The following is an 18,880-nucleotide window of genomic DNA, read 5'->3' as shown; positions in this document are numbered from 1 at the left end:
CAGTTCGAACAGCAGCTAGCGCCCTCGTGTCCAGCGTTGGGAGGAGGGGAAAAGCGGAGATTTCACCGCAAGGGACAAAAGTGCGTAGACGGCAAACCCCAAGCAATCTTGTCGCATCAGGCGCAGCAGTTCTGTGATGGTTAGCTCTGATTTATCCTCGTTCTGCAAGAGATGAGGGAAACGCTGAGCCAGTTCCGCCACCCCTTCATTTTGCCGCCGCCGGACACGAACGAGATTGCGGAACCCCTCGACCAGGGGCCAGCTATATTTACCCGCGAGGCGGATGCGTTCAGTGGGTGCAAAAGAGAGGCGGGCAAACATGTCATCGGCGATGATATCCGGCCAGCTCTGCCAGCGTTCTCGTCCCGCTCTGTTCATTGCAAAGAGACCAAACCCAGGAACACCACTGCGAAAGAAAGGCAGCCTTACCCAAAACCGCCCATAGAGCCTGGAGATCAGGCTTGGGGATGGTGCGATCAGAGGGGTCCCGCTGGCATAGATCGGAGCCGAGCGATCCAGTGTTTTCCGGATCTGTCGGATCAAATCTGGTGCGACCTCAACATCTGCATCAAGGTAGACAAGAACGTTCCCTTTGGCGCGTGCATCGCCGTGGTTGAGCGCGTTCAGCTTTCCCCCCTCGGGGATTTCAATCACTTCGCAGTGCCATCCTTTGGGCACGGGCACGCCACGGGCGATCGATGCTGTTTCGTCGCTGCAGGCATTGGCAAGAACCAGAACCTCGACTTCGTCCCCATCAGGCAAAGGATCAGATGCGAAAAGGGCGCTGAGGCAAGGCCCTATATAGTTCGCCTCATTATGTGCAGGGATCAAAACGGAGAGCGCGGCGCTCATTTCACGGCCTCCAGTACAGACCAACGAGGGTTCTCATCGCTTAGGAAACGCAAGGCACCCCAACTGCCCCATTTTCCGGGGACGGCAATATCCGCATAGGCCGCAAATAGGCCGCCGCCATTCTCTTGCCAACCTGCGAGCAGCATTTCATAGAGTTTCCCCATCTCTGGGGTAAAGTTGAAATGGGTGAAGAAGGCGGTAATGGCTTCATCTTCTACAATGGGGCCCAGTCCCACCACATGGCTTCCGCCCTCATACATGATGAGGTCCAGCCCATGACGGTCTGCCACGGTTTTGTGATAGGGCAATACCCGACCTAAGAGGTCGGTGAGCGTGTCATCGACATTGCCGGTCACGAGCCCATCTTCAATTTCAATGGCGGCCTGAGCCACCGCGATGTCATATTGGTGCTCCAGAATGAAGCGTTCCGCCTCTTCGCCCTTCAAGCCGTTTGACCTAGCCTGTTCCGCTGCCAGGCTGCGGCTCTCGGCGAGCCAGGCACGCAACACCGGAGCGCGTTCTTTTGAACCAAGGATGCCGCCAAAATATCCAGTGACTGCATAGGCATCAAAATAGCTGGCAGGGGGGCGGCGATCTGCGACTTCGGCTGTCCAGAGTGGTGCGTTGAGGATCTGTTCTTCGAGGCCCAGCCAACCCGTTTGGGTGGCGAGTACACGGATCAAGCGTTCTTTGCTCTGGTCCCCAAAAACATCGGTCCAAATCTGCGAGATCTCGGCGGCCCGCCCCCCATAGAACTGCATCCAGAGATCTCTTCCCCCCCATATCCTTTGGGCCTGCTCATCTGCCCATCGGGCCTGTTCAAATTGCCAGTTCCAGACCTCATTGGAATATTCCACATAGGCCTGTAGATCGAAATCCAGCTGCTCTTGAACCAGGGTTGCGAATTTTCGCGTGTAGGTATCATCGGCCCGGTGGGGCATATTGAACCATGGTGCAGTACCAAGTTCATTGGCCAATGAGATCATTACTTCTGCGGGAACACCTTTGCGGGCCCAGCTGTAATCGCTGATAAGAGGGCGGTCTTCCCAGCCTACTTGAGCGGAATCATTTGTCCCCATCCAATCCATGAACCGAAGGGCGGCAAAGCCGTCCAGCCTCTCCAGCCAGAGCGGGTTGAACAAAGCTCCGGCGTCAAAAGCTTCGAGATGCTCTTCTTTGACCACGGTGATATTGCGGATGTAGTCCCCTTTTGGGCTCAGCCTTTGAATGCGGATTTCGACCGGACCAGGGCCGGGGCTGTAGTCAAACGATACCTGTCCCTTGCCATAGCGCTGGTTCGTTGCCCTGCCAGCGACTTCGACAATACCATCACCTTCAAACCGCAACACATAACGTCCAGCCAGAGAGCTGGCCTCGTCAGGCAGGTCGGTCAGGATCACGGTGCCGATGGATCCTAGCTCTGGCGGGATTGCGGTGGGCCAGCCTGTCGGGTCCAAATAGCCCGCAAGCTCTAGATCCTGTTCGGTTGCGCCACCCCAGCGTCCCGGAAGATGCCCAATCCAGGGGCGCGAGGTCTTGAAGTGATCCAGAAAGGGGGCCTGTGGGCTCCAGTCCGCAACAGGCATCAAGTTCATGGCAATGGGCTGGCGGTCTACCTCTGATGCGGGCTCAAGCGCATCGGGGAGAGCAACCGCAAGGGGGCCATTCAGCGCTGGCACATCAAGGTCTGCGGGTGGGAGCGGAAGCTCTTCTGGTAGGACCTCAGTCTGTACAACCCCATCCTGAGCCGACGCCCATGCAAGTTCCTTGAGGCGCTGGGCAACCTCGGGTGAGGGCGCGCGATAGGCTTCCCCCCACCGGTCTTTCATATGGGATGGCAGATCCTCGGGCGAGGATCCGGTCAGCACGGCATATTGCAACAGACTCAGATAGTAGAACCCCAGCGCATTGGGGTGGATATCATCGGCAAAGAAATCCTGGATTTTGTGATGACCCGGTATAGTTCCCGCGCGGATCGCATCATCCAGTCGCGCCAGGGCCTGGCCAGCAGGCAAAAGTGCGATTGTGCCTCCGGTGGCGTCGTTGACTTCGTCCACCAGTCCCTGCCACTTCGGGAAGTCTAACTCCAACCGGTCCCGCCAGGGCGTTTCGGCCCCATCATCAAAACGGATCTCTTTTCCCGTGCCACTCTCAAGGCTGTGCCAGGTTTCCTGGAGATAGAATTTCACCTCCGGATTGCTGCTGCGGGCCAGCTCATAGAAATTGGTGATGGCCTCTTCGGTTCCACTCCATTTTAGGTGGTTGTCCAGCGGAATGGCCTCAGTCACGATGACCACATCAGCGCTCTTGCTGAGGCGAAGGCGGGCATTGATGCCCTCGGCGCGGTCCGCATGCTCCCAGTTGTAGCCGAGTGGAGCCCCATTGATGATCTGCGCTTCTACCGCAACCTCAGAAACCTGGTGTTGATTGCTGAGCAGCTGTTCCAGCATGACGGGGTTATCTTGACCAAAGAGCGAATGGCCGATCATGACCACGCTGGTGATGAGGCTCTCGACATTCATTCCTGCGCGCCCTCGGAGGCGGAAACACTGGCAAGGCCGGTGCGAGGCTGTGCTTGCACCACCTGCCAGACAAGTTTCTGGATCTCATTTGCAGCGGGAGCAGAGAAGGCCTGAGCAGGGGATCCATCCGCGCGTGTCAGTTGATGTGGCAGGCCGACCGGAGAGAGTTGGTAAATGACCGCAAAATGGGTGAGCGCTACGAGATAGGCGCCCAGATCATTGATGTGGATGGTATCAACCTCTCCCTCGGGCGTGCGTGCAAAGAGATCCTCACGTGTGACAAGGCCCTCGATCTTTCCAGCTTCGATTGCCTGGACAACTGCGGCCATCACCTGGCCTGCGGGGATCAAATAGACCGGGCGACGCGGATTGCGTCGGCTGTCTGGTCCCAGCAAACCACCCAACCAAAGAGAATCCAAATCCTGCTGGATCCGCCTTTCCCACCCAGTAGGGTCGTTCAGGTGGTGCCAGGTCTCATAGAGATAGATGCGGGTTTCGGGGTTGGCTTTGCGGGCCAGATCCGCCCAATAGCGCAGGTACTTTGCGCCATCAAAGTACTTCAGCGCATCGCGCAATTCGACCATTTCGGTCAGCACGATGACATCATATTCACCAGAGCCCACTGCCTCACGCGCATCGCGATAGGCCGGAGCAGGATTGCTGATTTCAAAGTGCAGGATCTCTTCCTCTGGTTCCCAATGGGCCCTAAGTGAAGTTCCAGAGCCACGCTGCGCATTCCAGCGATGCCCATTGGGTGCTAGCTGCGCCAACATATGAGGCACATCAGGACCTACGAGCGAATGTCCAAGGTGATAGGTGGAAAGCGCGCCTTTGGGAGGGGGGAGCGGCGGAATGGGGAAGGGGCCTGCGATACTGGCAAAAGGCCACAGCGCCATGAAGGCCGAAAGTGCCCAAAGATGACATCTTAGCATTGTGGTTTCTGCCTGTTTTCTGCTGCCGTTAGGATCAGGCCAGCACCTATGGCATAGCGCCCAGCGATAAAATCTCCGGATCTGAAAGGGGGCTGATCGGCGCAAAAATAGGCGCGGAATGATCCGTTTTCCACATCAAACTCCAGTTCCATTCCGTCAAATCCATAGTAGCGGCGACTGGTGGCATACTGGCATTTGTAGGCAGCTTCCTTGGCGGAAAAAACCAGCTTCGCCATTTGTCCTGGATTTGCTTGGGTTCTGGCCCATTCCTGCTCTTGCGGGGTGCAGATCGCACGCCAAAGAACCTTGGCCAGGGGGGTGTCTTCTTCAATATCAATTCCAAGCCCCAGAACCATATTCGCCGTGGTGGGATCTTGCAGGGCGGCAACGGCCATGGCGCAGCTTTTAGTATGGCTGATCGATCCGGTGACGCCGAGGGGCCAGATGGGCGCGCGGTCTTCTCCAGCCAGGATAGGGACCACCGGTTCTCCGAGTGCGGTCAGGGCATCGTGAGCAGCGGCACGACCCGCAGCAAATTCACGGCGTCTCTTTTCTACGGCATTGGGAGACAGGCAGGCGCTTTCCTCGGTCAATGGGGCGGGCAGGTCGGAGAGAGGATCACATACAGCAAGTGCAATATCGTCAGCAAAGAGCGACCGGGCCAGGCCCCATCGCTCTTTGTCTTGGTTCAGGGTGTCTAAGATCATCCGGACCTTGCTTTGCGGTTGGCCCGCATCGCGCGCCGTTTCGAAATGGTGTCGCTTTTGTCAGCGGTGGGGGTGTCGTCCGGCTGATCGTCCGAACTCCCCCCGTTGCCCGTCAAACCTTCCACATGGGTAGCTAGACCCGAAAGAGTGGGGAAGCGGAAAATATCGGTGATCGAGAGTTTCTGGACCGAAAGCGCTTCGCGAATGTCTCGGTGGGCCTGAACCGCGAGCAGACTGTGTCCGCCAAGGGCAAAGAAGTTGTCCTGCGCTCCGATGTCCTGCACGCCCAAGATCCGGCTCCAAATCTCTGCAATTGTGCTCTGCGCCCCTAGTGCCGGGGTCTGTGCTGAAACTTGGACCGCAGGCGCCGCTTTTTGTGGTTTGGGATCGGGCAAAGCCTTGCGATCGATCTTCTTATTTGGAGTCAGAGGAAAGCGGTCCAGGGCGACGATCTGGTTTGGAACCATGACCTCGGGCAGTTGACCGGAAAGCGCAGAGAGCAATGCCTGCTGGTCTACCGGATTTTCCGGGTTCTGTGTCACATAGCCCAACAGTTGCTCGGTCTTTCCGACTTGGCGTTGAATGACGACTGCACCAGTGACCCCTTCAAAGGCTGCCATGGCGGCCTCAATCTCACCCAGCTCGATCCGCTGCCCGCGGATTTTGACCTGATGATCGCTGCGCCCAAGGAAATCGAGTTCACCATCAGCGCGCCAGCGTACCAGATCGCCGGTGCGATAGATTTTGCCCTGTCCAAAGGGGTTTTTCGGGAAACGTTCGGCGGTTAGATCAGGCCGCTGCCAATAGCCTGCGGTAACGCCTAACCCACCGATATAGAGCTCTCCCGCAGCGCCCATGGGCACTGGGTGTTGCGCCTGATCCAGGACAAAAACAGATGTATTGGCAATCGGCTTTCCAATTGGTGCTATTCCATGCGGGTGTCCGCGCATACTATGCATTGTTGACCAAATGGTGGTTTCTGTCGGGCCATACATATTGCGAATTTCGGCATTTGTGGCCTCGCGCAGACTGCCAGCCAAGTCGGCAGGCAGGGCCTCACCCCCAACCAAGAGATGCTGCAGACGCCCCAGCACGACACGTGCTTCATCATCCTGAACCAGCATACGAGCCATTGAAGGTGTACACTGCATATGGGTGACTTGGTGCCGCATCATCTGCGCAGAGAGAGAGAAATCATCCTCTGCCAGTTCCTGTGCCGTATTGGCGCGGCGCAAGACTACGGCTAGCGGTTTGAGGCCCTCCAGTACTTGTTCCGGGGCGATGCCATAGTCGATGAGACAGGCAATCTCATCAACGCCAATGCGCTTCAGCTCTTCGGTCCGGGCCAGCGCGTCTTCTACCGTTCCAAAGAGGCCGGAGTCTTCAAAATAGCGTTCGAAGGCGAATTCCAGAATGGCCTCCAGCTCATCTGCCGTGAGGGCATCCAGTTGCATCTCAAAGGGGTTGTTCACACCCTTGGGTCGCTTAAAGGCAGGGAAAGCCCAGGCATATTGCTTGATCAACCCTGCGGCGGCGCGCAGGTAGTCCTTCATGGGTTCCCGCGCTGTTTGCCGCGCTTCCTCGCGGGTTTCTGCGAGATAGCTGTGCAGCATCAGCGTGACTTTGAAATCAGCAGGATCCCGGCCCGCAGCGCGCAGAGCATCATGATAAATACGGATCTTTCCTGCCACCTCATCAATGCTCTGCCCCAGCAGATGGGTCAGCACATTGGCGCCGATTTCACCGGCTTCACGCCAAGTGTCCGGGTTGCCAGCGGTTGTCACCCAGAGGGGTAGCTCTTTGGAGACCGGCCGCGGCTGGGTGATGACGCTATGCATGGAGCCATCTTTTCGGGGAAATTCAACCTCCTCACCCCGCCACAGCTTGCGCAGGGTTTCGATGCATTCATACATTGCGGGTTTGTTCGCCGGAGGTGTGTTCTCCGGGCGCAGGATAAAATCATCTGGCTGCCAACCGGAGGCGATGCCAAGCCCGGCTCGACCATTGGTGAGGTTGTCGATCACCGACCATTCCTCGGCCACCCGGGCAGGGTGATGCAGAGGAGCAACCACCGATCCTGCCCGCACGCTCAGGTTTTTGGTCACCGCTGCAACAGCCGCACCGGTAACAGAGGGGTTTGGATAGGGGCCGCCAAAGGCGTGGAAATGGCGTTCCGGTGTCCAGACCGCGTTAAAGCCATTTTCATCGGCGAATTTGGCTCCTTCCAGAAGAAGGTGGTATTTACGCGGTCCTGGTCCGTCGTCATTGCCCCAGTAGAACAGATTGAAATCCATTCGCCGATCCGAGATCGCAATCGTGCCTTTGGATAGTTCCAGGCGACTTTCGTCGCTGGACAACACCAGTTTGAAACCCCGCGAAAGCGTCCAGAACAACTCTAGAACGGAGATGTCAAAGGAGAGGCTGGTGACGGCGAGCCAGCAATCTCCGGCTTTGTGTGGGATACGTGCATCCATGGCAGCGAAGAAGTTGGCGACATTTTCGTGACGCACAACCACGCCCTTTGGCGTGCCCGTAGAGCCGGAGGTGTAGATCAGATAGGCCGTATCCGCCGCCGTTGCTTCACTGGTAATGTTTGACTGGAGAGCATCACCCACTGCGATCTGGTCGACCAAAAGCACCTGCGCCGCGCTGTCAGGAAGGCTATCCAGGAGGTTTTCCTGTGTGATGACGAATTTGGCCGCGCTGTCGGTCAGAAAATGTTCTAGTCGATTGGCTGGATAGGCGGGATCCATTGGAACATAGGCCGCGCCCGCCTTGAGGACACCTAGAGCCGCGATCAGCAGCTCAGCCGAACGTTTTACATAGATGCCAACATGGTCGCCAGGAGCAACGCCCCTTGCTTGCAGTTGAGCAGCCACCCCATTGGCACGGGCATTCAAAGCGGCGTAGCTGAAACTCTGATCCTCAAAAACCAGTGCAATTGCGTCGGGTGTTTGGGCAACCTGGGCTTCAAAGGCAGCTTGAATTGTTGGTGCCTCTGGAAGGTCTGCTGCTGTCTGGTTCCAATCCGACAGCAATTGTTTTCGCTCCGCTTCGGGGAGGATGGATAGATCTGACAGCGGGCAGTCAGGATTGGTGGGGATGACACCCAGCGCCAGCTCCAGCCGCGCGGCGAGCAGCTCCGCGGTTTTGCTGTCAAGCCGGGCGTCATCCACATGCAGCGCCAAAACGCCGTCATGAAGTGAAACCGTTGCAACGCAGCCTGGCAGGTCCGCATCCTGTTTCACCGTCATTCCAATTGCCGGTTGTTGATGCGGTGCCAGCTCTGGTGCACGTGCAACCAGGTCCAATGCGAATCCGCCATGCTCGCGCGCCATTTGGACCTCGGCCTTTACCCGAGAGAGGTGCTCTCCTGCAAGAAGGTTGCGAGAGGCCTGCAAGGGAACCCAGGGCGAGACGAGCCCTAACGTTTCGTCAGCTGGCTCAACCGCAAAAGCGATATCGGCGGTTTCTTCACCAGTGCTGAGCATGGCCCAAGCTGAAACTGTGGCAATGACGTCTTCTTCGGCCAGACCCTGGGGGAGCGCGACTGCATGACGAGTGAGGCCAGATGCTGGGTATTGCCCGCTGAGGGGGACGGTTACAGGCTGCAGATTGGCAAGGGCCTTGCGCCAGTGGCTTTCTCCACCCTGGGTCTGTCGAAGGGCTTGCGTCAGGCGCTCGGCGGCAACTGCGTTGAAACTCGGGAGTGTGTGCCCCGCTTCGAACAGAGCGGGGAGATCTGCGGCCTGACCATCAAATTCAGTGATACCCGAGAGAGCCAGGGTTCCCTGGCCGGTCGCAACGCGCAGCTCTGCTCCTGTTACCGAGAGTATGGTCCCGGCAGCACCAATCCCATCCACAACCTGCGCCTTGCTGACCAGAAGTGACCGTGTTGCGGTCATGATCTTTGGGGCCCAGAGCGGGTTCCAATAGCCGCCGAAATCAAGCGCTTGAACCAGGCGCGCCAGCTCTTCTGCCGGTTTGGAAAAATCCAAAACAGCCCCTCCCGAGGGGCGTTGATCTTTGGCAAAATAACTACGCTGGCTCAGATCCTGGGCGCGGCGCTGCAAGCTGCCGCTTTCCAACTGCGCCAGAACCTCTGGAAAACTGTCCATGGCGGCTGCGTAGCATTTGGAATTCAGACTAAGGGCGGTTTCATCCGCGCCAATGTCAAAGAGGCGTTGGGCCAGGATGTCACCCTCATCCACGCCGCCCTCCATCACGTGCCAGGTTATTCCATGTTGTGCCTCTCCAGCGATCATCGCCCAGACTGGAGTGTTCAAGCCAGCATAGTTTGGGAGCGGCCCATCGTGGAAATTAACCGCACCTTTGGTGGCTTTGTCCAGAACCCCCTGTGGGATCATGCGGAGGTTGGCGATGGAGAGGAGCCAATCGAACTCCTCATTGATGTCCTTGGGATAGGCGAGAACCGGCAGACCCTTGTCAGCAGCCCAGGAGGTGATGTCCTGATCCTGGGTGACCACTGCCTTGATGTGATGCCCTCCAGACAAAAGGGCTTCTGAACAGCCAATCAAAAGGGACTCATCGCCGATGACGACGCAGGAAAAGGGGCTCATTTAAGGTCCTCCGAAATCGGGGTATGGGCGCGCGTTTCGGGTTTGGAAAGGGCGCTCACACGGGGGAGCGCATGGCGGATCAAATCGCGAAGGAAGTGATCAGGGTCTTGCTTGGGCTTGCCTTGTACAACCTGTCGAAAGCGATAGATCGCGCAGCCCAATGCACGTGCAAAAGTGGCGCAGGCTGCATAGGCTTTGCCATGGGTTTTGGTGAAGTAATGCTGGCGGGATTGAAACCAGTAGCTTGGCGTGCGTTGCCACTCTTTCATTCCAGTTGAGGCAGAACCGACGTGAATAACTCGGCTTTCCGGGACGTAATGTGTGCGCCAACCGGCATTGGCGGCCCGTTTGCAGAGGTCGGTTTCTTCAAAGTAGAGGAAGAAGGTCTCATCAAATCCTCCGATTGCCTCAAGAGCGGCTTGGGTAATCATGAGACTGGCACCAGCGACCCAATCCACCTGCGTCTCATCCGAGGGGATTTCCATCGCCACGATCCATGGCTTTAGCAGCCGTGTGAAAACACCGGTGCGTGCGGCCATTTCAAACTCACCCGCGATCGAAGGAAAGCGAAAGGCAGTGCGGTGTGGGGTGCCATCAGTTCCCTCGGTATAAGAGCCGGCCAGTCCAGCACCAGGGTGGTCTTTGAGAAAGTTGCGCAGGGTGCGGATCGAGCGCCCCTGAACAAAGGCATCAGAGTTCAGAAGGTAGTAATAGTCAGGTTGGGTGCCATCAGAAAAGCCAGACGCAAAGCCGATGTTCATTCCTGCCCCAAAGCCGCCATTCGTCATAGAGCGGTGCAGGCGCAAACGGCCACAGTCCTGCCAGCCGCGTTCCCGCACGCCCTGCTGCAGTTTCTCCCAAGACCCATCACCGGAACCATTGTCGATGATCAGGACTTCCCCGGTGAGATCTTCCATCTCCCCAAGGGCGGCCTGCGCACATTGCAGTGTCATCTCCGGGGTTTGATAGTTCAGAATAATGGTTAGGACACTGCCATTCTGCATCACTGTTACTCCGCTGCTTGTGAGAGGCTGCTTCGTTGAGCCTCCAGATGCAGGGCTTCTGCCCGGTCGAGGCGTTGTTTCACCTCTGCTGCCAGGGTGGTGACATTCGGTGTGAGGACCATGCTGTCGTGATCTCCGGGCACCTCCACCACTTCAATTGCTGGCGCCCACTGGGTCCAATCATTGTCGGCAAAGACATATTCGCGCTCGCTGCTGACCCAATTGCTGTTGGAAACCTTCCAATGTTGATCGAGCGGCGGGCGCAACAACAACATGGGGCCAGCCCAGGGTTTCAGATCATAACAGGCAACCGCGTGGCGGAAGGCAAGTTCGATCTTGCGGTTGTTGAAACTGGGGGTGTTCCCAGCTTCGGCCAAAGCGCCCTTGCGTTTTTCGAATTCCCAGGCAATGCGCTTTTTGGCCCATTCCCAAAGGTATCCCGGCCCTTTGGTCTTCAACTCTTGCAGTTTGATCAGGAGTTTGTCCTGACGATTAAGCGGAGGCCGTACCGGTAGAGGGGTATCGAGCAGCACCAGGGCCGCAGTTTCTTCACCGGCCTGTTTCAGCTGCTGGGCGATTTCATAGGCGGTGATACCGCCCCCTGAAAAGCCGCCAAGAAGATAGGGGCCTTCGGGTTGGATTTGACGGATTTCAGCCAAGTAATCGCGCGCGGCTTCTGGCATGGTGTCATGCGGCTCATCGCTGCCGATCAACCCTCTGGCCTGCAACCCGTAGACCGGGCGGTCTTGTCCCAACAGTTGCGCCAGGTGCCGCAGGTTCAGAACGTTGCCAAACATGCCGGCCACCAGGAAGAAGGGCCGCTGCCCGGTACCATTGCCAGGATGCAGCTGAACCAGATGGGTCTTGACGGGGGCTTTGCCGTCGTCATCGGTATCCCTGCCTGCACCGGTGTCAGCTTGTTCCAGCGCAACACCGCCCCCGGTCTGTTCAATGACCTGTTCGGAAAGCTGGCGGACATTTGGAGCTTCAAACAGTACAGCCAGCGGGAAATCTACCCCGTGCAGGCGCTTGATCTGGGCAAAGAGACGCACTGCAATCAGTGAATGACCACCAAGGTCGAAGAAGCTGTCGTCGATACCGACCTGCCCAACGCCCAGCAGCTTCTGGAACAGCCCTGCGAGGCTCTCTTCGATCGGGTTCGAGGGGGCCACGTAGCCATTGTCCAGATCAGGCCGTTCAAAGGCGGGGGCTTCGCTTTGTGACGAGGATTGCCCATTTCGTTCAGCCTGGGTGATCAAGGCAGGCAAATCGAGCGAAGAGACCAGGATCTGTGACAGGCCTTTTGAATTGCTGATCGCAAGAGCGCGTTCCAGGGCTTCTGCGCCTTCTTCTGCGCGAATGCCATTTTGAACATTTCGTTGCAACTGCTGCTCTTCGGGAGAAAGGGGTTGCGCTGCGCCCCCTGTTTCCAGAGCCAGACTGGCAGCGCTGGCATCAGCTTTGTCCTGCTGCAGCAGTCCAGTCTCAAAACCGGCCGCCAAACGGGTCATCCTGAAACCGGTGATCTCGACCAGAATGCGCCCGGAACAGTCACAGAGGGTGATATCGAAACTGGCCTGGTCACCACCGGTGCTTTCTGCAAGCCGCATGTGGCTGAAAATCTCTACCGGAAGAGGCGCGCGTACCAAAATAGACTGGTAGGATACCGGAACCCAGAGAGCATCATCTCGATAGCCCGGTGCCAGTTGGATTGCCCAGCCCGTGGCCAGATCCATCAGCCCCGGGTGCAAAAGGCAATGATCATCCTGGGCCACCTCTGGTAGCCGAAGGCGCGCCAATCCCTCCGCCTCGCCAAAGGCAGTTTCCTGCAGAACATGCCAGCGCGGACCAAACTGCAGATGCGCTTCCTGCGGAGAGCGTAGGTTTTGCCCCGATGTCTGTTCACGGCAGCGGGCTTTGATCGCCTCTAGATCCAGTGGAGGCAGGGGCATTGCATCCGGCAATAGGGCGATCTGCGCTTCAGCGTGCAGACGGTAGCCGCCTTCACTATGATGGCTGAGCAGTGAAAAGTCATAGCCGGTATCATGTGCGGTCAACCGCAAAACGAGATCCTGCTCACTGTCTTGTGAAACCACCAAGGGGCGCAGGAAGTAGAGATCATGGAGGTCAAAGGGACCCTCCATGCCAAGAGCTGAGAGCGCCTCGGCAGCATATTCGATGTAACCGGTGCCTGGTACCAAAGCAGTGCCTGCCTTGGTGCGATGCTCATCAACAATCCAATCGCGATCCGCACGCAAAGCTGTGGCAAAAATCGGATTGCCCTCGACGTCAAAGCCCTCTTCTTGCAGCAAGGGTTGCGATGAGGGGTGGCGTGGGCTGGGCGCTTGCCTACCTGTGCGGGCTGAAAGCGCCTCGGCCGCCATGCCGGTATCACTCCAGACCCCCCAGTTCAGTGCCAGCACCCGAGTCTTGCCTCCCTGGCGCTGGGCAGCCCAGGCGTTCAGGTATTCATTCGCGGCAGCATAGTCGATTTGCCCCGCAGGTGTAGTCGCGGTCGAGGAAGAGGAAAACAGCACCATCAGGTCGAGGCTTCCATCAGGAAAAACCTCTTCCAGCACACGCAGCCCGCTGACCTTAGGGGCTAGTACTTTGGCGATCTGAGTACCGGTTTTTGCGAGAATGGGGCCATCTTCAATATAACCAGCGCCGTGCAGCACACCGCTAATGGGCCCATGGGCCTGTTCCAACTCGGCGACGGCTGCGCGCAGATCACCGCTGTTGCAGACATCCGCAGTCAGCGGCAGCACCGAGCCTTTGCCTATGGCTTCCAGGGCCTGCACGTCCTTGATCCGGCGGGCGATGCGATTTGCGGGACTATGAGAGGCGATATGCCGATCCCAGGCCGCCCGCGGCGGAAGTCCTTGCCGCGACAAAAGCCCAACTTTGGCACCATTGGTTTGCATCAAATGCGCCGCTAGGGTGAGGCCAATACCACCGTATCCGCCGGTGATCAGATAGGTGCCACCTTCTTTGAAGCCAGAGGAGGGAAGATCCACTTCTGGCAAGGTCTGGCTGCGCCAGGTCTTTTCAAACCTCTTTTCGCCCCGCCAGGCCGCTTGGGTATTCTGCGCCGTGGCCAAAAGCTCTTCGAGCAGGCGCTGCGTGAGATCTGCCTCTCCGGCGCCCAGCAAACGCTCCAATGGGCCAGGTTGACGGGGGAGCTCCACATCTGTGAGGGAACAGGTAATCAGTGGGAACTCCCGCGGAATGACTCCCGCTGCCCCACCAATCAGAGCTTTTTCGGGATAGGGCAGTGCCTCTGATTTGAGGCTGACCGCGCCTGTTGTGAACAGGGAGATATGCAATGGCTGGTCGATCTCCAGCCCGCCTAGCTCCTGCACAAGGGCTGTCAGTGAGTGAAAACCCATCTCCAGATTACGGTCGAAGAAAGAGGATCCGGGGCGATAGCTTTCCCTCTCGGTAACCAGCCAGAAATGGGCAACCCGATCCGGTAAAAGGTCGCGCTCGGCAAGATCACTCAGGAGCAAGCCATAGCCCGAACGACCCTCTTCTGGCGCCAAAACATAAGAGGTGTCAGAGAGGCGCGCAAATGTATCGCCTGGGCGGACCCGGATGACCCGGTGGCCTGCTTCACTCAGCTTTGCGAGGGCAGGCGCTGCAAAGCCGCAGTCGTCCTCAAAAAACAACCAGGTGAGGGGGCCATCGCCGAGATCTTCATCGAGATCCAAAGCGCAATCTGCCAGGCGCAGGCGCCAGGTCAGCCGATAGCCCCAGTCTGTAAGCGCGTCGTGGCGCTGCGGGAGAGGGGCCTCCTCCGCAATATGGGCCTTTCCGGGGGCGATAAAATACCGGCTGCGCTGAAAGGCATATCCGGGCAGGGGCAAACGGTTACGCCGTGCTTCGCCCCAGATTTGATCCCAATCCGCCTCAACGCCACAGGCCCAAAGTCGGCCTATGACGCCAAAAAAGAAGGCATCATCCATAATCTCCTGGTCTGGATGGCGCAGCGAGCTGAGAACCTGCCCAGGCTGCACCGAAGGCGACATCTGCGCCAGCGCGCTGAGTGCCTTGCCCGGGCCGACCTCCAGGAAGACTCGACCGGGGATTGCGGCCAATGTGTTGATGCAATCTGCAAAGCGCACCGTATGGCGCAGCTGCCCGGTCCAATAGTCGGGATCCGTGGCCTCTTCAGCGGTCAGAGGTTGTCCCGTCCGGTTGGAGATCACCGGGAGCTGAGGTGCGGAGAGGGTGAGGGATGCAAGAAAAGCGCGATAGTTCTCTAGGATTCCCTCCAGCATGCGTGAATGGGCTGCGATGTCGATCTGAATGCGTTGGTGATCGATCTCTTTGGCGGCAAGCTGTTTTGACAGCGCATCCAAGGCTGCCTGAGGGCCTGAAACAGCGGTCAGTGCGGGGGCATTCACACTGGCGATGTCCAGATCGTCACCAATCAGTTTTTGCACCTCATCCAGTGGCAGCGCTATTGAGAGCATGCCTCCTGCCGGGACCTGGTCAAAGAGCCGCCCGCGCAGCAGAACCAAATCGATACAGTCCTCAAATGAAAGCACCCCTGCCAGACAGGCTGCTGTGTTTTCACCCATGGAATGCCCAACTAAGGCCGCAGGGCGGATACCCCAGCTGATCCAGAGCTGGGCCAGGGCATATTCCACGATCATGATAAGCGGCAGTTGGACCGAAGGTTTCTGAAGGCGCGCGTTTGCGGCCTCAATAGCGTCATCCTCTGGCAGCCAGAGCGCGCGAATGTCATAGTCTAGCTGAGGTTGCAGGTGATCTAACCCACGATCCATCCAGTCGGCAAAAACCGGCTCTGTCTCATAGAGGTCGCGGGCCATGCCTGCATATTGGGCGCCCCCACCGGGAAAGGAAAAGACCACCTCCGGCGCAGTACCGAGGTGATCATGGGTGAAGATCTCTCTTGGGTCACCGGTGCGCAGCTGCTCGGCGGCCTCCGTCGTGGTTTCTGCAATCAGGACACGCCGTTTGGCAAAACCTCTGCGGCCTTCTTTCAAGGTAAAGGCGACATCTGCCATGTCTGCTTCTGGATTGCCTTCCAAATAGTCTGCAAGAGCAGTGCTGTTTTCTTCCAGAGCGGATTTTGATTGTCCGGAAATGCACAGAATATGAAAGGGAAAATCGCTTTCCTCAGAAGCTTGGCGTTTTGGCGCTTCTTCCAGGATTGCATGGGCATTGGTTCCACCTACGCCAAGCGCATTGATCGCTGCGCGCCTTGGACCTTTGTGAGACGCCCAAGGTGAGAGGCGATCATTCACTTTAAACGGGGATGTCTCAAAATCAATCGCAGGGTTTGGCGCCTCATAGCCAAGTGAGGGGGGGATTTCCTGATGTTTCAGGCCTAGCGTGGTTTTGATCAGCCCGGCAATACCCGCCGCGGTATCAAGATGGCCGATATTGGTTTTGACCGACCCAATCCGGCAGTAGCCTGTGTCTTCTGTGGTTTCGCGGTAGGCCTCTGTGAGGGCTGAGACCTCAATCGGGTCTCCCAGATAGGTGCCGGTACCATGGCATTCGACATAGTCGATGGTTTCGGCGGGCGTCTTGGCCGCGTTCAAAGCCTGACGAATTGCTGTGGCCTGCCCGCCTACGGAAGGGGCCAGATAGCCGGCCTTGTCCGCACCATCGTTGTTGACGGCAGATCCTTTGATGACCGCCCAAATATGGTCACCATCAGCAATCGCATCTTCCAGTCGCCGGAGCGCAACAACCCCGGCTCCAGAGCCAAAGACCGTGCCTTTGGCACGGTGATCAAAGGCGTGGCAATGCCCATCAGGTGAAAGGATCTCGTTCTCTTTGTAGAGATAGCCACGCCCCTGAGGCATGTCGATGGTGACACCACCCGCTAGTGCCATGCCGCATTCGCCCTCGCGCAGGGCCTTGCAGGCATAGTGGACTGCAACCAATGAGGTGGAGCAGGCTGTCTGGATGTTGAGTGATGGGCCTTTCAGGTCAAAAACATGGCTGACACGCGTTGACAGGAAGTCCTTGTCATTGCCGGTATGGCGCAACAGGAACATGCCGGTTTCTTCTACAAGATCCGGGTTGGAACATATGTTGAAATAAAAATAGCTGCCCATGCCACAGCCCGCATAGACTCCGATGGGCTCTTTCAGGCTTTCAGGAAGGTGCCCCGCGTTTTCCATCGCGCTCCAGGATACCTCAAGAAACTTGCGGTGCTGCGGGTCCAGGATTGCTGCTTCCTTTGGACTAAAGCCAAAGAAATCGGCGTCGAAATGGTCAAAATTCTCTAGGAGCGCTGCATTCGGAACATAGTTAGGGTCAGCAAGCATGGCTTCGGAAACCCCAGCTTCCAGCAGGGTTTCGCGGCTGAGAGGGGCAATGGACTCGATGCCATTGCGCAGGTTGTTCCAGAAGGTTTCAACGCTTGGGGCGCCGGGCAGATCGGCAGCCATACCCACAATGGCAATATCGCCGGAATACTCCGTTTGTGCAGCGGTGTTTTCTTCAGACTTCATCACGTAACCCACAGACCCCATACATCCGGCATTCATTTCTTCGTTTCGCAGCACTCATGCCCTCCTGCCGGGGGGAGGACCACATGCTGCTATTTCCTTGTGCCCAAGCGCATGAACAGAGGTGAGCCGTGCTTGGTCTGGCTTCTGCCAGACTGCTCACCCCAAAACTACGAATCCCAGTCACCCACGGCGAAATTGCTCAATTTATACGGCCAAGTCATGAAGGCATGGTGTCGAATTCTGACGGAAAGACGGAAACAATAAGGCATCATAGCAGGCTCCGTTTTTCCGGTGCAGATCCGGCCTGCGTTAGAATTTGACGGCCGTCAAACAGAGGTTTGGCTTTGCCAAAGAGGTTTGGGTAGCGCAGGCGTTCAGCATAGCCCAGCACCGACCCGGCACAAAGCCAGGTAAAGGGAACAAGCGTGTCGTTCAGCATCATATCAACCAGAGTTGCCGCCAGAATGATGGCAATCGCCGTCGCATAGGGGGATACCTCTTTCGCCTTGTGGCGATGCAGTTCTATCCCCAACAAAATGAGAGAGAGGCTCAGCAGGCCCATTTCCGAGATATAGCCCAGCCATCCCAGGGTGCCAAAGACCAGGATCCAATGCCCATCGGGAATTGAAATGATCGAACCGGTTTCTCCGTCCCGGACGAGGTTGCGCCCCCAGCCGCCCCAGCCAAACCAGGGCTTCTCAGCCGCGCGTTCCAGCATCAGTGCTTCATTGTGAAATCGATATCCCAATGATTGTGCGCGATCAGCGCTGATAGCTTCGGCTTGGGCCAGAATTGCTTCGGTTGGGAACAGACCAAGATTGCGCAGCATGGGATAGGTGATGGCGATTGTCGCCAAGAGAACGGCTACTTTGATCTGCAGTCGATAGGACCCAAGGGCAACCAAAGGCAAGAAGGCAAGCGCATAGGTGAAAGACGCCAAGCTTTTGCACAGGAAAAGGACAACAAAGAGATAGGCGCAGGCAATTGCAAAACGGGCGCGTGTTTTTTGATTGGCGGCGCGTGCCAGTGCTGCTGCTGCAATCATTGCCGAAAACATGAAAAGCGCCAGCCAGAGAGCATGGGGAAGGAAAACAATGGGGCGAAAGCCGCCTTGCCGCATCATCTGTGAGAAGTCGTGCTGAAAAAAGCCATAGATTATCGTGTTGGTTTGCGGGCTTAGCCTGATTTCGATCAGAGAGGGGATCGTATATGCCAATCCTGCAATCGCAATGGCCAGCAACAGTTCTTTTTGTCCGTCCGGAGAGGACAGGTAACGCCGCGCAAGCAGGAAGGGCATCAAGATGATCACCTGATTGATCGCCACCGAGCCCAAGTCAATCCAGCGCAGACCCGGAAGCATATCAGTGATGTATCGGATCGGTTCAGATCCGGCCAGAACTTCAAAAATCACCGGATCATCATTGGTTAGAACCGTGGGGATGACGCCAAAGACAAAGCCAAGGGTGAGTAGCTTTGCCAAAGGATGATGCGGCAGTAGCGGAACCGGTTTGCGCAAGAGCCCGATGCACAGTACGAAAGCCATGACCGAAGGGATTGTGAACTTATCCATATCCGGGACCAAAGGCAGGTCAAACTCAGCAACCGGAGGGAGGATCAGGTATCCTGCGAGGATGCACCAAAGAATAGCCCGTTCGAGAGGCAACCTCCGGAACAGAATCAGGCTCACTGCGGGCCAAAGCATCAGCATGAGATAAGCGAGTGCGTTGGGCATGTGCATTACCTAGTGAGAGAATGCGGCAAGGGATAGAGGATTTGGTGGCTGGCTTTT

At 57.3% G+C, this 18,880-nt stretch carries 8 protein-coding genes; all 8 read right to left on the bottom strand.

The window, feature by feature from the left end; genetic code table 11:
- Nucleotides 1-15 precede the first annotated feature (15 nt).
- The 8 genes from RSK20926_RS13320 to RSK20926_RS13285 all read right to left on the bottom strand — a co-directional run bounded on the left by RSK20926_RS13320 (nt 16) and on the right by RSK20926_RS13285 (nt 18,823).
- Complete coding sequence (locus RSK20926_RS13320; RefSeq protein WP_008207433.1) at nt 16-852, bottom strand: glycosyltransferase family 2 protein; 837 nt, start codon at nt 850-852, stop codon at nt 16-18.
- On the bottom strand, nt 849-3,374 hold the full coding sequence (locus RSK20926_RS13315) for a hypothetical protein (protein ID WP_008207432.1): 2,526 nt from the start codon (nt 3,372-3,374) through the stop codon (nt 849-851). The genes RSK20926_RS13320 and RSK20926_RS13315 overlap by 4 nt, the downstream gene beginning before the upstream one ends.
- Complete coding sequence (locus RSK20926_RS13310; RefSeq protein WP_232281900.1) at nt 3,371-4,147, bottom strand: hypothetical protein; 777 nt, start codon at nt 4,145-4,147, stop codon at nt 3,371-3,373. Before RSK20926_RS13310 ends, RSK20926_RS13315 begins: the two co-directional genes overlap by 4 nt.
- A gap of 152 nt (nt 4,148-4,299) precedes the next feature.
- Complete coding sequence (locus RSK20926_RS13305; RefSeq protein ID WP_008207430.1) at nt 4,300-5,013, bottom strand: 4'-phosphopantetheinyl transferase family protein; 714 nt, start codon at nt 5,011-5,013, stop codon at nt 4,300-4,302.
- The gene (locus RSK20926_RS13300; RefSeq protein ID WP_008207429.1) at nt 5,010-9,593 is read right to left on the bottom strand and encodes a MupA/Atu3671 family FMN-dependent luciferase-like monooxygenase; all 4,584 of its coding nucleotides are present in this window, start codon (nt 9,591-9,593) and stop codon (nt 5,010-5,012) included. Before RSK20926_RS13300 ends, RSK20926_RS13305 begins: the two co-directional genes overlap by 4 nt.
- The gene (locus RSK20926_RS13295) at nt 9,590-10,597 is read right to left on the bottom strand and encodes a glycosyltransferase family 2 protein (RefSeq protein ID WP_008207428.1); all 1,008 of its coding nucleotides are present in this window, start codon (nt 10,595-10,597) and stop codon (nt 9,590-9,592) included. Before RSK20926_RS13295 ends, RSK20926_RS13300 begins: the two co-directional genes overlap by 4 nt.
- Nucleotides 10,598-10,602: 5 nt before the next feature.
- A complete protein-coding gene (locus tag RSK20926_RS13290; RefSeq protein ID WP_037255185.1) occupies nt 10,603-17,091 on the bottom strand; it encodes a type I polyketide synthase in 6,489 nt (2,162 codons plus the stop codon).
- Between the two features lie 268 nt (nt 17,092-17,359).
- Complete coding sequence (locus RSK20926_RS13285; RefSeq protein ID WP_008207426.1) at nt 17,360-18,823, bottom strand: membrane protein; 1,464 nt, start codon at nt 18,821-18,823, stop codon at nt 17,360-17,362.
- Nucleotides 18,824-18,880 lie beyond the last annotated feature (57 nt).

This window comes from Roseobacter sp. SK209-2-6, assembly GCF_000169455.1.
GTDB lineage: Bacteria > Pseudomonadota > Alphaproteobacteria > Rhodobacterales > Rhodobacteraceae > Pseudophaeobacter.
Note: the sequence above shows the minus strand (reverse complement) of the source record. Positions and strands in the feature narration are given on the sequence as shown.